The organism is Solitalea lacus, assembly GCF_022014595.1.
Classification (GTDB): domain Bacteria; phylum Bacteroidota; class Bacteroidia; order Sphingobacteriales; family Sphingobacteriaceae; genus Solitalea; species Solitalea lacus.
In genome coordinates this window covers 823,115-841,986 of the sequence record NZ_CP091740.1, presented here as the reverse complement: position 1 = coordinate 841,986, position 18,872 = coordinate 823,115, and the positions used below count along the sequence as shown (strand labels likewise).

Below are 18,872 nucleotides of genomic sequence, written 5' to 3'. Positions count from 1 at the left end.
CTAATTGTGTTAATACTATATTTTTTAAAAATCCCTGATTGGCAAATCCTCAAGAAATCTATAAGGAAGATCACTATTGGGAAACACTATTACCCATGCAGTAAGAAATATTAGTTTAAAATCCGTCAATAAAGATTGGTTCTTTTGATACCACATTTCCAAATCTCCTTTATATGGGGCAATAATTTTTTCATAATATTCGTGTGGTGGCAACTTAGAATTAGATATCAAGAATTCTTCATCGCGAAAGATAATTGAACCTATACCTGTTATACCTGGTTTCGAATTATAAACCACTGCTCTAACACTTTCCGGATAAGCACTAAAAGTTTTATCAACCAGCGGCCGTGGGCCTACTATACTCATATCCCCTTTAAGAACATTAATTATTTGTGGCAATTCATTTATTTTGGTTTTGCGAAGAAATCCTCCCATAGGCGTTACACGAGGATCGTTTCTTAAAGTAATGGAGCCTGTCCCCAAATTAGGGCTATCTTTAAGCATGGTCGCAAATTTCCAGATATCAAAATAATTATTTCTAAAGCCTATTCTTCTCTGAAAATAAAACACATAACCTTCTCCACTTAATTTTAACAGAATAACAATTGGAATAAATAAAGGCAAAAGTATCAATAAAGCAATGGTTGATATCAATATATCGAATAACCTTTTAATCAAATTATACATAAAATTACATGCGTTGGTCTAGACTTTTTCCTTTTTCAATGTGTTCAAAATTTGGCAAATATATTTTTAAAGCTTCTACGATATCAGCCTTGGTTATTTCATCATTTTCAAAAAGTTGCATTAACACGCTAAACGTTTCTTCAATTTCTGAAATTTCCTTTCTTTGAGCATCTTTGATTACCCCGAGCTGTGCAAAAGTATTCATATCTTTCATCTCATTTTCAGTATAAAACTCTTCATATGGCTTTTCTCCTGAAGTATCGGACTCGAAGAAATAAACAGGATAATGAGTTGATTGGCTATCTAAAACCAACGCTTTTTTACGTGCTTCATCTTCTGTAGAACAAAAATCAGCTTGATATCCTAATGTTTCCAATAGTTTTACAGCGATTTCAGAAAAAGTCTTCATATCCTTTTCATTAAGTTTAGGAAAAAATATTTCACCCGATTTTCCCAGGATACAAGCCAATAAGCACAACTCACCTGATTCTTGAGGGGAAACAAAATATCTTCGAATGTTTGAAGGACTCGAAAGTGGTTGCTTCTTCATCAATCTCTCAATGAACCCAAAAGGGAGACTCCCATTAGAAAACGCCACATTAGCAAAGCGCGCTGTAGTAATTGGCATCTTAGCTGAATAAGCCAAAATTACATCTTCCATTAACTTTTTCGAAGCGCCCATAACATTTACAGGATTAGCCGCCTTATCGGTAGAGACACAAAAGAAATGTTCAGGTGGTGAATCTAACAGTAGATCCAACAACTTCTTCGCCTTGATCACGTTATTCTCGATCATTGCCTCAATTGAGAACTGATCCTTTTCACTTCTAACATGTTTATGAGCCGCAAAATTTGCAACGATATGAAATGGACCTTCTTTTTTGAATATCTTTTCAAAAACAGAATCACTAAAGTTAATTGGATAGGTTTTAATATCAACTGGAACGAATAAATCATCAGAACTACGTAAATCCCTTACCAACTCCGTTAAGCCATTTTCGTTTATATCTACTACAACAAGCTTCTTTACTTTAAATCGCAGCAATGCTTTAATATATGAGGAGCCGATCGTTCCTGCACCTCCTATTACTAATACATTTTTGTCTGTGATTTTCTTTTCCAGTTCAGTATGAAAACTACTTAAATCCTCTTTAAATAAACTATTGTCTCTTTCTGTGATAAATTGCTTGATAAATTCATCAATTCTTAAAATGCTTTTCATATGTCTTAGTCGCCTCAACTTTCGTCAATTGTTTAATTGAAGTTTTTGTTTTTATGTTGTTTTGAAATACTTAATTCAGGCCTTCAATTCAACCTAACATTTTACTGTGATTTTTTAGTTTAAATAATTGGCACTTTAGACCCACTCATTTCTCCTGTTTTAGAAATTAATACAGCTAACTAGTAAGAAAAATGTAGCGGCGTCCTCTTATTTAATTGTTTAGCACTGTTTGAAGAACTCAGCAAAAGATGCAATGATAACCATTTTGTTCTATAAACCCTCTTATAAGGGACCTTTTCATTTATATAGTTTTTTTTTTCTAAACGAAATAAACGTTCTCCTCAACCCCTCTTCTGAGGAAATAGGCAATGATTTACCGATTGCCTTTACAATTTTATCATTACTCACTATATAATTCTCTGTCAGCTTTTGCAGTCGCTCTGAATTTAATGGTAAACACAAATGGTCTCCAATTTTGGCCATTCTTTTAATCCAAGAAACAGAAATTGGCCAAATACTACATTTTCGTTCCAAAGTATTGCTTAATAATTGAATTAATTCGTTTGTAGATAATGATTCATCATCTGCAAGTTGGTACACACCAGATGGAATATTTTCATTTTCCAGTAATTCCTTTATAACAAAACACAGATTTTCAATACTCAAAAACGAACGTTTGTTTTCAAAGGCTCCCAACGGCCATGGAAATCCTTTTTCTACCAGTTGATATAACAAATTAAGATTTCCCTTATTTCCGGGTCCATGTATAATACATGGCCTCAAAATATAAACTCGTTTCTCCGATGGTAATTCTTTTGATAGAATATACTGTTCAGCCTGATATTTAGCGATACCATAATGTGTTTTAGGATTAGGATTGGTTTGTTCAGTTAAAACCCCTTTGACTTCATCTGCCACAGCTTTTACAGTACTCATAAAAATAAAAACAGAGGCTTTAGATGTTAAAAAGGCATCAAACATTTGTCGGGTCAGCTCAAAATTGGATTCGTAATATTCCCGAGGATTTGATACTTTTTTTAAATCGTGAGCTTTCCCCGCTAAATGAATTATCGCATCACTTTTTATCTCAAATCGCGGATTAGGCAAATAGCGGACACTTAATAATTCCATTTCAAAAGTTGGAGACAAATAGCTTTGCAAGCTTTTACCAACAAACCCTGTCGCACCAGTAATTAAAGTCTGTTTTACTTTTCCCATTTCTTCAAAAAACCAATAATTTTCCAAAAAAAACGCAATTTAATCTTCAATGGAGAAAATACAATCCCATTCATACTTAATGCCTTTTGAATTTCTTTTGTAATTAATTTATATGATGAAGATCCCGAGCTACTTACCCCACCAACCAACATAGTAGTTGTTGTTATTCCTGAGTATTTCCAAGTAATATTATTTTTAAGAAAAAAACGAGCAATTAACTCATAATCGGCACCGATTTTAAAAAAAAGATCATAATTGCCAAATTTATTAAAAAGTTCTTTTCTAAAAAAAATGGAAGGATGAGGTGGCATAAATCCAATTTTTAGTTTATCCGGATTCCAATATTTGGAAGAATATAGTCGCACTATTTTACCATTTTCTTTATGCTGAATAACATTGCCAATAGTGGCGTCAACATTATTTTGCTTATGAAAATTAGCTATTTGCTCTATAATAGTATTTGAATTAAAAGTATCATCAGAATTAAGAATACCTATTAAATCACCTGTAGCCAAAGATATACCTTTATTCATGGCATCATAAAGGCCTTTATCTTGTTCAGAAATAAAACAATTTAACTGATCTTTATATTCTTCAATTATTGACACGGTTTTATCTGTAGATTTACCATCTATAATTATATATTCTATATTTAAATAAGTTTGATTAAGTACTGATTCTATAGCCTGCCTTATTGTAGCTTCGTTGTTAAAAACAACTGTTATTATGGAAATTTTCACTATTAAATTCTTGAAATTTATTTATTAAACTTAATAAAACCTATATTCTATCTTAAACCAAATTAAAGTATTATTATAAACTTCCTCATTTGGAGCTTTAGTTGAACTTTAAAATTTTGTTATCTATTATCTGTCCAATATTTTCTATCTAAAGGAAATATTTCATTTTTTTCTGATCGCATCCTTTAAGGCTTCATGGGTCAGACTGAGTTAGTCCGCCTTATCGTTGTTTCCATTTATAAAATGTGGCATTGCTAATGCCCACTTCCCTACATATCACCAGGGCTGTAGGGTCATTTTCGTGTTACTTGATTTCTTTTACAATCTGCGTTTCAGCAAATCTGATCTTTTTTTCATATTACCTATTTACCAATTCAAAGTTAATTCCTTTTGGGCCAATCCCCTCGCTGCGCTGCGGGGAGAATTCTACTTTTAATTGGCCCAACTTCTGGGAAGTGTCCTAAAAAAACAGTTTTAACAATTTCCAAAAATTAGTTCTGTAAATTTTTCTTTATTAAATAATATGAAATAATACCATTCACATTAATTAAAACGCAATCGGAAATAACTAAAACAATACTATTTAACTTCCATATCTTCGCAAAAAATTTAACATGAAAGAAACTAAATTACAATGGGCAGATAGTTTACGAGCTCTAACTACTATTGCTGTAATTATTTTACATGTTACGGCACCACTATTAACAAGCATGGAGTCTTTAACAGATTGGTGGATTGGTAATATTATAGAAAGCTTAGTTAGGTTTAGTGTTCCTGTTTTTTTCATGTTAACTGGAGCCTTACTTTTTGATAAAGAATACTCTATTAGCATTTTTCTAAAAAAGAGGTTTTTTAGAGTTGTAATTCCATTTATTTTCTGGAGCATTCCTTATATTTTATTTAGCTTGACGCTAAAAGTAATGCACAAAGAGCATTTAGATTATTTTCAAGTTTTCACGTTTATAATTGATCAATTCAAAAACGGCAGCTCCTATCATCTATGGTTTGTATATACACTATTGGGTATTTACCTTTTCACTCCTATAATCAGCAAGTGGATTCGCAGCAGTACTAATAAAGAGATTTTATATTTTTTAATTATTTGGTTAATTACAGTTTTATTTACTTATCCAATTCTATCCATTTTTGAGACTAAAGTAGATCTTTCGTATTTCAATGGCTTTCTGGGTTATACTATATTAGGGTATTACTTAAGAAAAGTAAATTTTGAGAGTACAAGAAAAAAGGATTCCATAGCAATATTTTTATTTTTCCCAGGTCTTATAATAACTATTGCAGGAACCTATTTTTTATTTATTCTCAAGGGAGAAAAAGATGAGTTATATTATTCATATTTAACATTTAATGTATTAATGTGCGCTATTGGTGTTTATCTCTATGTTAAGGACAAATATGTAAAGAATCAATTTATTTTAAAGTTTTTAAATTTAATAAATAGATTTAGTTATGGCATTTATTTAGTACACGTATTAATTTTAATATTTCTCACAAAAGCCGGCATTACTTGTTTCTTTATTCACCCTTTAATTGGAATCCCGGCAACTACTATATTATGTTTAACATTTTCAGTCTTAATAATATATATCGTAAATAAACTGCCTTATGGAAAATATATCTCAGGTTAATTTAGATCTAGAATTCTAAATACTCTTTGTATATTTTTTGCATTATCAAACTTGTCCTTGATTTTATTCTGAGCAGCTGTCCTAATTTTGATATTATTCTCTTTATCGTGTATTAATTCATATATAATTTCAGCCATCAGTGTGGTTTTGAAGGCTGGAATTAAAAAACCGTTTATTTTATCATCAATAATTTCATGAAGAGCACCAACCTTAAAAGCAACAACAGGCACGCCAAAAGACATAGCTTCAGCCACAACAAAACCGAAAGATTCACTTTCGGAAGGATGGACTAATAAATCTGATTGTCTATACCAATCAGATATATTGTTTACATTTCCCAGCACTTCAATTTCATTATTTAAATTTAATCGATTTATTTCGCTGATAAAAAAGTCTTGATACTCTTTATCAGAAGACTCAGAATACCAACCTAAAAGGGTCCATTTGAATTCAGCTTTATCTTTTAATATCGAAAGCACCTCTAACAAATGATGAGCTCCTTTATGAGGAACAGGATGAGCGATAGAAAGTATTTTATAATTCGCTTTTCTTTCCAATTCTGCATTAATTTCTTTCTGTAGATTTACACCATTGTATACAACTTCAATATTTTTTCTGATACCCTGCAGCTTTAAAGATTCTTTAACCGCTTTTGAAACAGCTAAATATTTGAAAACAAAAGTTTTTTGAAAAAGAAGCAATACTTTATTCAAAAAGCCATTCTTTTTAAAAGAAAGTGAGTGTACAACTACATAAACATTTGAAAATAACCAAGGCACCAATAATGAATAAGAATATAATTCTGTATTTATTAGACACTTTGAATACTTTTGTTTTCTAAAAATATTGAGGTAAAAAAATATTAAATAAAACTCGCTACTGAATCTTATTAAGGTTTTAAGAAAAAAATTTTTAATATGTTTTAGTGAAATATGCTTATTATAAATCACATTTATCCCTAATGATTCCATCTCTTCCGAAATTAGATCCTTTTCCGGATAAATAACCGTTAATTTTATATTTGAATAATCTAAATTCCGATAGAAATTTTTCAAAAAAGTATTGGGTCCAATGTTACCCGTCCACGGATTTACAATTAATAAATTATCTAATTTCATGTATCTCCAATTTTTTAATTTCTTTAGCTGGTACCCCACCATATATAGTATTTTTGGCTACAGACTTATTCACTACACTTCCTGCTGCGATAATTGCTCCGTCTTCAATCGTCACTCCGCCCAAAATTAAACTTCCATATCCTATCCAAACACCAGCCCCAATCGTAATATCATTACTTATTCCTTTACCGGCTCTACGCATAACATCACCAATTTCATGTGATCCGCATATTAAACTAACATTTGATGAAATATCACAATTCTTTCCAATTGTAATAGTAGAACTCCCGCCCATAAACAATGTTCTATGCCCTACAAACACCTCGTTTCCAACATCCAATTTTATCAATCCGAGAACCTCAACTGAACTATACAGCAAAGATTTTTTTCCAATTTTATGTCCCATTAGAAGCAAACAATACCGATTTAGTTTTGGAAAAGCTTGTAGAGGTAATAATTTTAGTAAAATTCTACCTAAAAACATCTTTAATCTTCTAATCATAAAAAGCAGTTAACATAATTATTCGAGATTTCATTAAAATTAATTGAATTAATATTTTTGCACTGCAACATATATTGATCAACATTTGTAATTTTTTCTATTTTCTCGGTTAAATCAACTAAATCATCCATAGCAAAAACTTGTCCCGTATCGTACCCCTTAACTAAATCCTCATTACAGCCTACTTTATCAGACACCACCACAGGTAAACCATGATACAAAGCTTCTTCGATTACCAACCCCCATGGTTCGACTCTTGAGGCTAAAATAAAAACGTCATTATAACTGAATATATCTTTCAATTCATTTCTATTCTTATAACCATGGTAAGTTACATTTTGCAATGTTGAAATAATATCCAAATATTTTTCATCCTCAACACTTCCAACAATATTTAGATGGAGTTCCGGATTTTTTTCGAAAAAAGTAAATAATAACTCAACTCCTTTATCTTTAGATACTCTACCCACATAAAGAAAGTTCATGACTTTCTCTGGTCTAATCTTTTCTTTCGGCTCATAATTAAAATCGAGAACTCCAACACCTTTTGATATTGTTATTTTTCCTTTAAAACCTAAATGCCTTATTAATCGATAATGTGGTTGTCCACTTACAATACATTCTGAAATACCTTTAACGAAAATTTTTTTCAATGGTGTAAGTGCCGAATCATTAAATTCGTAAATACTTGACTCAACAATTAATCTCAGTTTTCGTTTTGGTACAATGAAACGTAAAAACCAGAAATACAAATCGTCCCAGCCACCTAAGGTCACATACTCAGCTTTTTTACTTTCTAAATAAAGTTTTTTTAAATTATTAAATACATTTGTTTTTTCTATAATATCTTCATTATTTAAACCATTATTAAAGAAATCCCCTTCTCGTTTTATTTTTGAATCAAATGTAAAAAATACCTTAAGAATACCATGTTCAGATATTTTTTTGAACGCTATATTCTTATAAAAACTTGGCAGGCAAGTTACTATAAGTTGTTTCATTAGAATAATCGATTAATTATTTTCTTCCCTATATTTTCAAAACCCCAATTTTCATTTGCAAATTGTTTTGCATTGCCGCCAATTTCGATTATGCTTTCATGGTTTATTTTAGATAGAATAGATATGATGTTTTGTGGAGAGTATTCACTCAAAACAAAACAAGTATTGTTAGGTAAATTAATGTAATCTCCAATAGGAGTAACAATTACTGCTTTACCTGAGGCCATATACTCATAACCTTTTGAAGGTGTTTTTTGCTGTGCATTTCGACCAGTTGGATTTTGCAATACTAAGCAGACATGAGTCTTTTTTAATATAGCATTGAATTCTGATGAACTAACAAATCCGTAATAGGTTAAATCTAAATTAACGAACCTTGCCAGAGAAGCTTTCAGGGATTCTTCATTTAACGAAAGACCACATATATTGAATTTAAATCTTTTTGCAAATTTTTCGTTGTTTTTTACAATATCTAATGTTTGCAAATACAAATCAATTCCTTGTTCCTCATCTAACATACCTGCCAATAAAACAGTGATTTTTTCATCCTCAAAATTTAACTTTGTATCTCCTGAAACATCAATGCAGCCATCTATAACAAGATAATTTTTATTCTCTATTGTTTTAAACAAGAATTTTGAAGATGGAATGATAATTAAATCTGATAACCATATAGATATTCTCATTAAAAAACCACCAATTGCCTGCTGTAATGAGAACATTATTGGTTTACTAAACCAGTCACTCAATTTAGGCGTTACAATATCTTCTAAATCTTCAATTATTTTTATTCTTTGAATTTTAGCAATTAATCCCACAATAATTGTTGATGGATAATAGCAATAGAGCATTGCAACCCTAATATTTCTTAAGAAAGTCAATCCTAAAAAAATCCATGCCATTGAAAAGAACTCAAACAAAATACTGAAATAAGGAATTGCAAGGGCAGGAGCATAAATAACTATAATTCCATTTTTTCTGGCAATACGGGCAGGGTGAACTATTTTAGAGTTAAACTTAATTCTTGCACTGCAGGCAGGCGAAATTATATAGGACAAAAAGCCTTGACTCTGAACGGCTTTAGACATCCTCCACATTCGATTGGAACCAGCTGGATTAGGAGCTAGTAAACCACGCTCATTTTGTATACTCTCATCTAGATAATTACCAATAAAAACTGAACTATTGGTATTATTTTTTCCTTTCCTCACTTAAAATCTCTTTATAAATTAATTTATATTTAATAGCACAATTCTTTATTGAAAATTTCTTTTCTGAATCTATGGCTATGTTTATTCTATCAAATTTAGTATTTAAACAATAAGACAATCCATTTACAACATCGTCAACGTTTTTAAATTTTGCCAGATATCCTGTAACTTTATGATTGATAATATCGCTTGGGCCTGTTTCCTCAAATGCAATTGCAGGCGTACCGCAGCATTGTGCTTCGGCTACGGTCATTCCAAAACCTTCTGCTACCGATGTACACAAAAAAACATCTGCTACCGTATATAAATCGGCCATTTCTTTTGGATTTGAAACAAATCCAAAATTTATAATTTGATGAAGGGGGTTTGATAAAACAATTTCTCCGCCACCAAATGTTATTATTTTTAATTTTTTATCTTGATATTGATTTAATGCGTCTATACTTAGCTGGACTCCTTTAAAAGGAGAATTTAAATGTTGAGCTCCCATTAAGACAATTGTGTCGTCAATTTTAAGATTAAGCTTTTCACGCAAATCTAAACTGGTTGTTGAGTTATAGACATTACAATCTATACCACTTGGAATCACATCGACTGATTCATTTTTAAGAAGAGTACCAAGCTTAGCTTGTTCCTTCATCCAATTACTTATTGCTAAAAATTTAATATTTAATTTTGGATAATACTTTTTTTTCCTTTTAAATATATAATTGGATAAATCATTTTGCTTTCCACTATTTAGCACCTGGCATTTACCACAATCTTTCTTAAAATGATCACAAGAAAAAAAGTAATGACATCCTCCTGTAAAAGTCCAGCAGTCATGCATTGTCCAAACAATTGGCTTATTTAATTTAAATAAATCTTTAATGTCTATAAACGCATGATTAATCCAATGAAGATGAATAATGTCTGCACTTTGAACATCTGTATTTGTTGATAAATCTATTCCAAACAACCCCGGTGAAAATATTTCAGGTTTCCTTCTAGTGTAGTATTTGAGAAGAAATCTATCAGCAAAAGTTAGTAATTTACGTTTTAACTTCTTTAAACTTGTATTTTCATAAAATGAAGAATTTGTGCAACCTGCGGATTGTCTAGTTAAAAACAATATCTTAGATTCCACATTTTCGTTCAATAATGCCTCATGTAATTTAACACAGGCCATCCCTGCTCCTACTGATGAATTAGCTGCTGAGATATGTACTATTTTCATTGACTTTAGAATTAAATTTAGCTAATTGCGCAATTAACAACCAATACATGAACCCTACTCCATCATATACAATGTGTTGTCCAGAAAGGCCAAATGCTAAGTAGATAGAAGTAAAAGAAAGAATTATAAAACATTCTATCTTATTTGATAAACTTTTAAAAGCAAAATATAAAGTTCTAAAAAGTAAAAAAGTAAAAAAAAGCATACAAAAAACACCTGTCTGACGGCCAATTTCCAAAAAAATATTATGTGATCCCTCTGGCCATTCGGTCCATTTATCTATATAATCGAAATAGACTTCAAGTGAACTACCCGAAGGAGCAATAAAAAAATTCTGGTTACTCATTTGAAGAACTGTGGCATCCCATATTGGCTTTCTGTCTCCAATTAGTTTAAATTTCACATACCCCATAATACTTGTAAAATCATAACCCATTTTATCAACAGGCATATGAATAACATAAATTGTTATCAAGATTGGAATAAGTATAAAGAGTGGACCTAAATATTTTAAATTTTTTTGATTAAGAATCTTAAATTTAGCAAGAAACAGAAAGATAAAGCTAAGTAAAATCATTGTTACAATTGTAATAGTTGTTTCTAATCCAACAAAAATCCTCCCTAAGCATAAAATAATTACGGCCTTTAATAGAATTGATTTAAATCTGTACCATAAATAGGGTAAAAAAGCAAAGGATATAAAGAGCCAATGAGCGTTCATTAAACCAAGGCCCAATGAAACAGCTGACAATATGAAAATTTTATCAAATTGCTTTAAAAATTTTTCTTTTGATGAAACTAGCGTGGGTATCAGAACAACCCCCATTGTTAGTGCAATCCTAAAGCCAACCGTAAGACCTGCTTTATTTTCAAGTCCGGAAAAAAATGAAACAAACAATCCTATTATTGAAAATATTACAGCTAAATACCAAAGTGCCAGTAACCAGTAAGGTTTTGTTTTTTCTAAATTCAATATTGCTCTTACAGGTGTTGCAAGTGCAAAAGCCAATTTAGTTGACAACGCTATTGGCCCAATTATTAATACATTTTTAAACAATGCATAAATCCCTACATTAATACTGAGTACATTTTCGGCTTCAGCATTCTGCCCCATACAAATGTTCGTATATAGCAGTAAAAAAACTACATACAAGTCTATTTCCTTCTTAAAACAGAAATAAAAAAAAGCATAACATGAGCTAATAATAATAGCGAGATTGGCTATTATACCGCCACAGAGATGAAGTATTATGAGAAAATATAAGCCCCCGTATTTTTTTAAATGAGACTGAAGGTCTTTCAACTTAATAAATTCTAGTTAATTATTAATAATGTAAAGTATATCGAACTTTATTATAGATTTTGAAGCAATCTAGATTTAACTATACCATTTTCGATTCTTGTACATAAATGACCAATATTGAATCTTTTCATCTTTTTTGAGCATCTTAAAGATTATCAATCGGCTTACGATTGTTGTGTATTCAACTACTTTTAATATAGTACAATAGAAACTATTATATGAGACACTATATAGCGTCCTTATACCATCCAAACGTCTTTTTTGTCTATTTTCTGAAAACTGAAAACTTTTCCCATCCAAATGGGTGATTTTTGCTGAAGGTACATTAAAAATCAAAAAACCTACTTTTCTAATTCTATTACACAATTCTTCTTCTTCTCCATATATAAAAAATTTAGGATTAAAGACTCCTACTTTTTCTATTACTTCTTTTTTAATCATCATTGCAGCTCCAACAACACTTTGGGTCTGAATCGCTTCGTCTGTTTCATTTATGCACTGTTTATTTTGGAGAAACATAAGATGAAACAAGTTGCTTAATTCAACTTTAAGAGAAGGATACATCTGAGAAAAAGAAGGTTGATAAGTGCCATCATCGTTGTACAGATTTGCTCCAGCAACTCCTGTCAAAGAATTATCATCAAGAAAATCAGATAAAATTTTTACGGCATTATTCTGTAAAATAGTATCGGGATTTAGTAAAAAAACATTTCTGCCTTTTGCAATTTCAAATCCTTTATTGTTTGCTCTCCCGAATCCAATATTCTCGGTCAATGCCATGTATTTAACCTGAGTATTATACTTTTGACCTATTATAAATTGTGAATTATCATTTGAATTATTGTCAACAACGATTATCTCATATACCACATCCTTTGTTTTTTCCAAAACACTATCAATAGCATCTATCAATAAAGAAATTGTATTATAATTGACAATTATTATAGAAACATCCATTATATTAATTCTTTAATTATTTTGGCTGGATTACCAGCTGCAACAGAATTCTTAGGAACCGATTTTGTGACTACTGTATTGGCGCCAATAATACTATTTTCACCAATTGTAACACCAGATAAAATAACTGCCCCTTCTCCTATCCAAACATTATTCTCAATATAAATTGGCCCTTTACTGATTAAAGGACGCTCAAGAGGAGGCAAAAGAATAGAAGATAACGACGTATCACCATGAGAATGATCTGAAATAAAAATTTTACTCCCCATTAATACATTATTACCAATCACAATTTTATCAATTGCTCCTATATGACAATCTTTTTGCATAGTGACATTATTCCCAATTACAATACTTGGAGTAAAAACCTGATTATTGTATGCGTCAATAGCGTCCAATCTTAATCTATGATCACAGTGAAAGTTATCTCCTATGGTTATGTATTTCCCACCTGTCAAATATATAGGTTTATTAATCCCTGAATTATTACCAAAATCTTTAAACTGTTTTGAAATCCATATTGTATAATAGCTATTCTTTCGAACATTCAAATTTTGGAAAAATTGAAATGTAAAGATTCTTGAAAAAAGTTGTACAAGCTGTTTAATGATGAAACCAAACAATTTCCTCATGATCTAATTTTATGAATAAAAAATTTCAAACAAATGATATAGAAATAAGGCTCATACCAATATTTATTAAAAAGTGTTTTGAATGCTCCATCTGTTTGAAAGCTATATTTTTTACTCTCAAATACAAATAATTTCAAAATCCAGGGATATACAAAGTTTTTGCAAAGCTGATATTTCTCTCTTTCATAAGTTAATGCCGAAAGCTTGTGTTGTTTGAGAATAAGAAGATAGTTGGATACAAAAACCTTAAAAACATTGTATCCGCCTTTTTTCTTTGGAGATTCTATATCGTAAAAATCATTAAAATAGATATTGCTTGAACTATCAGTTGTGAATAGTTGCAGATTCCAATCAACTTGAACGAGCTGCTTATCTACATATTTATCTATATCTTTAAGATTTAAAAAATTATCTTTCCAGGTACCAAAGTTCGCTATCCATGTAGAGTAAAAACTAACTTCTTTAATGTATTCGCTTAAACTATTAACCTTAACAATTGTATTTTTATGTAAAAAAGTTTCACCATAAAAATACACGTTTCTTTTTGAATCGAGATTTTCTTGAATTTTGCAAATCATAAAACGAAGCATATTAGGTTTAAAAGATAAGGTATCATTAAACAACCTTACATACTCCCCATTAGCATAATTTAACGCAATAGCAAAATTGGCATCTTTTACATTTTCTTCGTTTCGAAAATATTTAACTTTTGGATATCGTTTTACAACTTCTTTTGTATCATCTGTTGAACAATTGTCTGAGACCAAAACCTCTATCAAATCGCTATCAAATTCAGGATTGTTAATTAGGGACTTTAATGTATTGTTTAATATTTCACTACGATTATAAGTAGGAATGCACAAAGAAAGGATTGGTCTATTCACAATGCCAGTTGCGTTTATTATTTTTGTAAATAAAGTAAGTCCAGCTGAAACTTATAAAAGAAATAGCCAAGTAACCCGTAGTAATACCATTAACACCATAAGCATGGCCAAAAACAAAAGTTGAGGCAGAGCACATAATTGCAATGATAATACTTTGTACAAGCATGGGCTCTTTTTTGTGGCATCTTAAATAGGTTGCCCAACCTGCAATAATGTGATTTAATGTAATAGGAATTGCCATAAATAGCATAGACTTATAATCTAAGAATCTATCGCCAAATGGCTTTCCGTTAATAGATATTTGAAAATAACGTAAAACAAATACCAGAAAGAAAAATACACATAATCCAAAAACATTTAATATAGTAGACTGAATTAATGCTATGTTAAATAATTTATCCAGTTGTTTGTATTCTTTCCTTGCAATTAATACCGAGAAAGTTGGCGTCTTAGTACTCACCCAACTTAATGTTAACATTAAAATAGAATTTAAAACAGTAATAGTCATCCCCATTTGTCCAGCCACTACTGCACCTTCTGTAGCAAAGAGTACAGGATTGAATAATTGAAATATAAAAAATCCACTAATCCAACTTAGTGCTATTTTCCATTGGAAAGGAAATATTTCTTTTTTATAATCAACTCTAAAAGAATCGATTTTGTTCCATATATTCTTCAAAATTTGTTTTTGCCTACTACAAAAAATCCAAATAGGTATTACGCTCAATGCAATTGTATAAGCAATTGGCGCAGAATAAAGTTTAAAACCAAAGGAAAATAGGATAAGCATTAAAGGCAATTGAATTATTTGTTGAACAACCCTCACCTTTGCCACTTCTTTCATTTTGCCTAATCCTTCCAAATATGCCATAACAGGTGCTGCAAACAATGCTAAAGCAGTTGTTACGGCTAATAAAAACCAAGGTCCTTGCCATTCAACAAAATCATTAACATTTCCAAATTTCTTAAAAAAGACATAACCAGTTATTAACAACCCAATTATAAATAGAATAGAAATTACAACAAACCACTTTACAGTAAATCTTAATAATGATGACAAACGAGAAATTGATTCAACTGACCCTTCAAACGTTGCATCATCCCTCCACGTTATAGTTGCATTTTCATGGGCTACAAATTGGATAATGATATTACATAAACCAAGCTCAAAGAAAATTTGAATTGCTAAAATACTACCAAAAGTATAATAATATCCTTGCTCTGCTTTAGTTAAAAAGCGAGCAACAAACGCAAGGGTAGCAACGCCTCCAACAGCTTGGATAATTTTAGAAATTACTGTAAAAGCAATAGTTTGATCAATCCCAACTTTAGTCAAGGATTTTCTTGCAAGAGTAATCATCTTAAGAATTTAGATACTCTCTAATTACTTCTACCATGTAGTCACAATGTCCTTCATCCAGTCCAGGCCAAACACCTAACCAAAACGATTGGTTCATAATGATATCTGTATTTGTTAAATCGCCAACCACACGATGTTGAATATTTGCATAAGCTGGTTGACGCAATAAATTACCACCAAATAACAAACGAGTACCTATTTTATTTTTTTCTAAATGTTGTACCAACATATGGCGATCTGCAGCATCACCTTCACGAAGGGTCAATAAGAAGCCGAACCAGGAAGGATCTGAATTAGGTGTCGCTTCAGGTAAAATGAAAATATCCTCGAACTGCTTCATACGTTCATATAAAGCTTTGTAGTTTTCACGACGCTTGGCTACAAAAGAATCCAACTTTTTGAACTGAGAAACGCCTAAAGCTGCCTGCATATCGGTTACTTTAAGATTAAAGCCAATATGAGAATAAGTGTATTTATGATCGTAACCATAAGGCAAAGAACCCAACTGTTGACCGAAACGACATCCACAAGTATTATCTTTACCAGGTTCACAATAACAATCACGTCCCCAATCTCGGTAGCTTTCTGCTATTTTGGCTAATTCAGGATTATTAATTACAACTGCCCCACCTTCTCCCATAGTAATATGGTGGGCCGGATAAAAAGAAAAAGTTGATATATCTCCGAATGTTCCGGTTTTTTGGCCATTATAAGTAGCACCCAATGAATCGCAGTCATCTTCTACTACCCATAAATTATATTTTTTAGCAATACGCATTACCTCATCCAAATTAAATGGATTTCCTAATGTATGAGCAATCATGATTGCTTTAGTTTTCGGAGAAACGGCTGCTTCAATCATTTCTGCTTTAATATTATGTGTAGAGATATCAACATCAACAAACACCGGAACCGCTCCAAACTGAATCATTGGATTGATAGTTGTAGGGAAACCGGCTGCTACAGTAATTACCTCATCCCCTGGTTTAATTGCTCTTTGACCAAGCTTAGGAGAAGTTAATGTATAAAAAGCTACAAGATTCGCCGACGATCCTGAGTTTACCAATAATGCTTTGCAAGCCCCAAAATAGGACGCAAATTCACTCTCAAATTGTTTTGAGAATCGTCCTGCTGTCAACCAGCCATCCAAAACCGACTCTATTCCTAATAATAAATCTTCTTCGTCAAGTACTTTACCTGTTACAGGAATATAATTCTCACCGGGAATAATTATTTGGGTTGTTTTCTTTCGAGCAATTTCTCTCCAACTGTCCTGAAGAAAAACGTCTTGTAAATTTTTTAACATTTTTTTATTTTTTTTTCTTAAAACCTATGGCAAATTCTAATTCAATCGAAAAAATTCGCAATATTAAATTCTAAAAAACAAACTTTTGTATATTAGATTCAATATATTTCCGATGAAAACCCCAAAATTAACCATAATTTATTTGATCATTCCAGATGTATTAATCAAGATATTTATTTTCTCTAAAAAACTAATCCTGTTATTTGTATAAAAAATATTTACAAATATAACTGCAAATGAATTAACAATCGGCCCAATTGTTATTAAAACCATCAAAAAGTACAGGCTCCATTTTGATAGAATACGGCTTTCAAATAGAAAATTCAAACAGAGCACTAAACAAATCATACCTAAAAAATAACCTAAAATAAGGAATCTACTTAATTCCCACTTATATCCAGAAATGGAGAAAAACAAATTGAATATTAATCCAATAAAAAAAACAAAGAATGCGACAAAAATTAATTTGTTATAATCCAATGCTAATTGCTTGGAGAAAAGATTTCCGTTTTTTATAGTATTTGTTTTTATTATTAGAATCAACCCAATAATCCCTAACATAGGCCAAAATACCACTTTAAGACTATTCGTTACTAATTGCTCTATAATTAAAATTTTCGAAACCACCAAACTTAATTTAGGAGATGATGTGATCTGTTTCTTAACATCTGAAACCTGTGTTATCACATTTTTATTCCCATATTCCCAAGCTCCACCTATACCTACAAAGAAGGGAACACCAGGATTTATAGCTATACCACCGCTACCAATCTCCATCATTCCAGGCAAAACAATACTTTCTTTAAATTTCGAAGGGGTATACATTCCTCCTTGAAAAATGCCGACACATGAAAAGACTAAAAACAACATAAATATTTTAAATGTTGCTTTTATATTATTTTTAAAAGAGAAAATCAGTACTAAACCAATTAGGAATCCAAAAAACATAGAATCCTGTGGGGCAGCAATATTCCAAAAAACAGAAACAGAAAAAATTAATACTATTTCTTTTATGGAATCCCTAAAACTAGAGTCATTGGCCAAGGTATCTTTCAGAAAAAACAATACAACGATAAAAGTTCCAATTGAAGCTATTGAATCTGTATATCCATTCAGGATAAATGGACTACCAGAATCTATACTTAATATGTGAAAAAATGAAATTGCTGTATTTCCGAAAAGAACTAAAAAAGTAGCGAGTGTAGAAAATTTAGCGCTACAATTCAAATACAAACACAATGAATAAATCAATAAAGAAAAATTAATCATTGTGATACTCAACCAGAAGTTCAATGCTAGTAAAGGACTATTAAATCCCAAAAACATAGGAATTGAAGCTAACATGGATTGTCCATAGTTCTGACCTAAGACAGGAACCCTATTAAATTCAACTACATAAGTGGCAAAATTAGCGTATCGGGGACTATGTAAGGATCCAATAATTGTAAAGGGATTTAATTCATTAAATGACCCAATCCAATATAACCCAACAAAAAAAAATATAGAAATCGAAAACAGCAAATACCATTTAGATTTTATCAATTCAAAAAAATCAAAAAAGAATGATTGGCATGTTTGTTTCCAGTTAAAAAAAATCATTGCGACTGCAATCATTAAAGTAACTCCCAATGAAAGTAGTGCGTTATCCGTTATTAACGAAAAGGTCCTCCAAATTGCCAAGAAAACTGCCATCCCAAGAAAATAAGTACAGCTTACGATTAGAGGTATAGTAGTTTTATTTTTTATATTCGCAATTACTAGAATTACCCTTCCGGTTAAAACAAATAAAGTAGAAAGCAAACACAAAGTAATTAATATTCCTATTAAGTTTATCATTTTAAATTGAGTTATGGTTTGGCTAATTACTAC

General features: G+C 31.0%; 17 protein-coding genes. 1 reads left to right on the top strand and 16 read right to left on the bottom strand.

Going from position 1 to position 18,872, the window contains the following annotated elements; genetic code table 11:
* Positions 1-24: 24 nt before the first annotated feature.
* The 4 genes from L2B55_RS03600 to L2B55_RS03585 form a co-directional block, all read right to left on the bottom strand.
* The gene (locus L2B55_RS03600) at positions 25-687 is read right to left on the bottom strand and encodes a sugar transferase (protein ID WP_237848928.1); all 663 of its coding nucleotides are present in this window, start codon (positions 685-687) and stop codon (positions 25-27) included.
* Between the two features lie 4 nt (positions 688-691).
* Complete coding sequence (locus tag L2B55_RS03595; protein ID WP_237848927.1) at positions 692-1,909, bottom strand: SDR family NAD(P)-dependent oxidoreductase; 1,218 nt, start codon at positions 1,907-1,909, stop codon at positions 692-694.
* A 297-nt stretch (positions 1,910-2,206) separates the two neighbouring features.
* Positions 2,207-3,154 carry an NAD-dependent epimerase/dehydratase family protein gene (locus L2B55_RS03590; RefSeq protein ID WP_237848926.1) on the bottom strand — a complete coding sequence of 316 codons (948 nt, stop codon included), beginning with the start codon at positions 3,152-3,154 and terminating at the stop codon, positions 2,207-2,209.
* Positions 3,115-3,867, bottom strand: a complete 753-nt coding sequence (locus tag L2B55_RS03585; RefSeq protein WP_237848925.1) for a glycosyltransferase family 2 protein — start codon at positions 3,865-3,867, stop codon at positions 3,115-3,117. The genes L2B55_RS03590 and L2B55_RS03585 overlap by 40 nt, the downstream gene beginning before the upstream one ends.
* A gap of 614 nt (positions 3,868-4,481) precedes the next feature.
* On the opposite strand from L2B55_RS03585, the gene L2B55_RS03580 reads away from it, so the two are divergent.
* Complete coding sequence (locus tag L2B55_RS03580; RefSeq protein ID WP_237848924.1) at positions 4,482-5,513, top strand: acyltransferase; 1,032 nt, start codon at positions 4,482-4,484, stop codon at positions 5,511-5,513.
* On the opposite strand, the gene L2B55_RS03575 is transcribed toward L2B55_RS03580, so the two are convergent.
* From L2B55_RS03575 to L2B55_RS03520, 12 genes are all read right to left on the bottom strand, one after another.
* Positions 5,510-6,631, bottom strand: coding sequence for a glycosyltransferase (locus L2B55_RS03575; protein ID WP_237848923.1), 1,122 nt, complete (start codon positions 6,629-6,631; stop codon positions 5,510-5,512). The two genes, L2B55_RS03580 and L2B55_RS03575, sit on opposite strands and share 4 nt — an antisense overlap.
* Positions 6,618-7,133, bottom strand: coding sequence for an acyltransferase (locus tag L2B55_RS03570; protein WP_237848922.1), 516 nt, complete (start codon positions 7,131-7,133; stop codon positions 6,618-6,620). The genes L2B55_RS03575 and L2B55_RS03570 overlap by 14 nt, the downstream gene beginning before the upstream one ends.
* On the bottom strand, positions 7,130-8,134 hold the full coding sequence (locus L2B55_RS03565; RefSeq protein WP_237848921.1) for a glycosyltransferase family 4 protein: 1,005 nt from the start codon (positions 8,132-8,134) through the stop codon (positions 7,130-7,132). The genes L2B55_RS03570 and L2B55_RS03565 overlap by 4 nt, the downstream gene beginning before the upstream one ends.
* Positions 8,134-9,345 (bottom strand): glycosyltransferase, encoded by a 1,212-nt coding sequence (locus tag L2B55_RS03560; protein WP_237848920.1) that lies wholly within the window; start codon positions 9,343-9,345, stop codon positions 8,134-8,136. The genes L2B55_RS03565 and L2B55_RS03560 overlap by 1 nt, the downstream gene beginning before the upstream one ends.
* Positions 9,326-10,561: a glycosyltransferase gene (locus tag L2B55_RS03555; protein WP_237848919.1), complete on the bottom strand. Its 1,236-nt coding sequence runs from the start codon at positions 10,559-10,561 to the stop codon at positions 9,326-9,328. Before L2B55_RS03555 ends, L2B55_RS03560 begins: the two co-directional genes overlap by 20 nt.
* Positions 10,533-11,675 (bottom strand): O-antigen ligase family protein, encoded by a 1,143-nt coding sequence (locus L2B55_RS03550; RefSeq protein WP_237848918.1) that lies wholly within the window; start codon positions 11,673-11,675, stop codon positions 10,533-10,535. Before L2B55_RS03550 ends, L2B55_RS03555 begins: the two co-directional genes overlap by 29 nt.
* A 264-nt stretch (positions 11,676-11,939) precedes the next feature.
* Entirely contained in the window at positions 11,940-12,821 is an 882-nt protein-coding gene (locus L2B55_RS03545) for a glycosyltransferase family 2 protein (RefSeq protein WP_237848917.1), read from the bottom strand.
* Positions 12,821-13,453, bottom strand: coding sequence for an acyltransferase (locus tag L2B55_RS18965; RefSeq protein ID WP_276573980.1), 633 nt, complete (start codon positions 13,451-13,453; stop codon positions 12,821-12,823). Before L2B55_RS18965 ends, L2B55_RS03545 begins: the two co-directional genes overlap by 1 nt.
* Positions 13,450-14,337 (bottom strand): glycosyltransferase family 2 protein, encoded by an 888-nt coding sequence (locus L2B55_RS03535; RefSeq protein ID WP_237848916.1) that lies wholly within the window; start codon positions 14,335-14,337, stop codon positions 13,450-13,452. Before L2B55_RS03535 ends, L2B55_RS18965 begins: the two co-directional genes overlap by 4 nt.
* Positions 14,330-15,697: a lipopolysaccharide biosynthesis protein gene (locus tag L2B55_RS03530; protein ID WP_237848915.1), complete on the bottom strand. Its 1,368-nt coding sequence runs from the start codon at positions 15,695-15,697 to the stop codon at positions 14,330-14,332. The genes L2B55_RS03535 and L2B55_RS03530 overlap by 8 nt, the downstream gene beginning before the upstream one ends.
* A gap of 1 nt (position 15,698) precedes the next feature.
* Entirely contained in the window at positions 15,699-17,003 is a 1,305-nt protein-coding gene (rfbH, locus tag L2B55_RS03525; protein WP_237848914.1) for a lipopolysaccharide biosynthesis protein RfbH, read from the bottom strand.
* Between the two features lie 138 nt (positions 17,004-17,141).
* The gene (locus tag L2B55_RS03520; RefSeq protein ID WP_237848913.1) at positions 17,142-18,839 is read right to left on the bottom strand and encodes a hypothetical protein; all 1,698 of its coding nucleotides are present in this window, start codon (positions 18,837-18,839) and stop codon (positions 17,142-17,144) included.
* Positions 18,840-18,872: the final 33 nt, after the last annotated feature.

Excerpts from the sequence above, each read along its gene's own strand:
- L2B55_RS03600 (WP_237848928.1), bottom strand. The coding sequence starts at position 687 with ATGTATAATTTGATTAAAAGGTTATTCGATATATTGATATCAACCATT.
- L2B55_RS03595 (WP_237848927.1), bottom strand. The coding sequence starts at position 1,909 with ATGAAAAGCATTTTAAGAATTGATGAATTTATCAAGCAATTTATCACA.
- L2B55_RS03580 (WP_237848924.1), top strand. The coding sequence starts at position 4,482 with ATGAAAGAAACTAAATTACAATGGGCAGATAGTTTACGAGCTCTAACT.
- L2B55_RS03575 (WP_237848923.1), bottom strand. The coding sequence starts at position 6,631 with ATGAAATTAGATAATTTATTAATTGTAAATCCGTGGACGGGTAACATT.
- L2B55_RS03570 (WP_237848922.1), bottom strand. The coding sequence starts at position 7,133 with ATGATTAGAAGATTAAAGATGTTTTTAGGTAGAATTTTACTAAAATTA.
- L2B55_RS03565 (WP_237848921.1), bottom strand. The coding sequence starts at position 8,134 with ATGAAACAACTTATAGTAACTTGCCTGCCAAGTTTTTATAAGAATATA.
- L2B55_RS03555 (WP_237848919.1), bottom strand. The coding sequence starts at position 10,561 with ATGAAAATAGTACATATCTCAGCAGCTAATTCATCAGTAGGAGCAGGG.
- L2B55_RS03550 (WP_237848918.1), bottom strand. The coding sequence starts at position 11,675 with ATGGGGCAGAATGCTGAAGCCGAAAATGTACTCAGTATTAATGTAGGG.
- L2B55_RS03545 (WP_237848917.1), bottom strand. The coding sequence starts at position 12,821 with ATGGATGTTTCTATAATAATTGTCAATTATAATACAATTTCTTTATTG.
- L2B55_RS18965 (WP_276573980.1), bottom strand. The coding sequence starts at position 13,453 with ATGAGGAAATTGTTTGGTTTCATCATTAAACAGCTTGTACAACTTTTT.
- L2B55_RS03530 (WP_237848915.1), bottom strand. The coding sequence starts at position 15,697 with ATGATTACTCTTGCAAGAAAATCCTTGACTAAAGTTGGGATTGATCAA.
- rfbH (WP_237848914.1), bottom strand. The coding sequence starts at position 17,003 with ATGTTAAAAAATTTACAAGACGTTTTTCTTCAGGACAGTTGGAGAGAA.
- L2B55_RS03520 (WP_237848913.1), bottom strand. The coding sequence starts at position 18,839 with ATGATAAACTTAATAGGAATATTAATTACTTTGTGTTTGCTTTCTACT.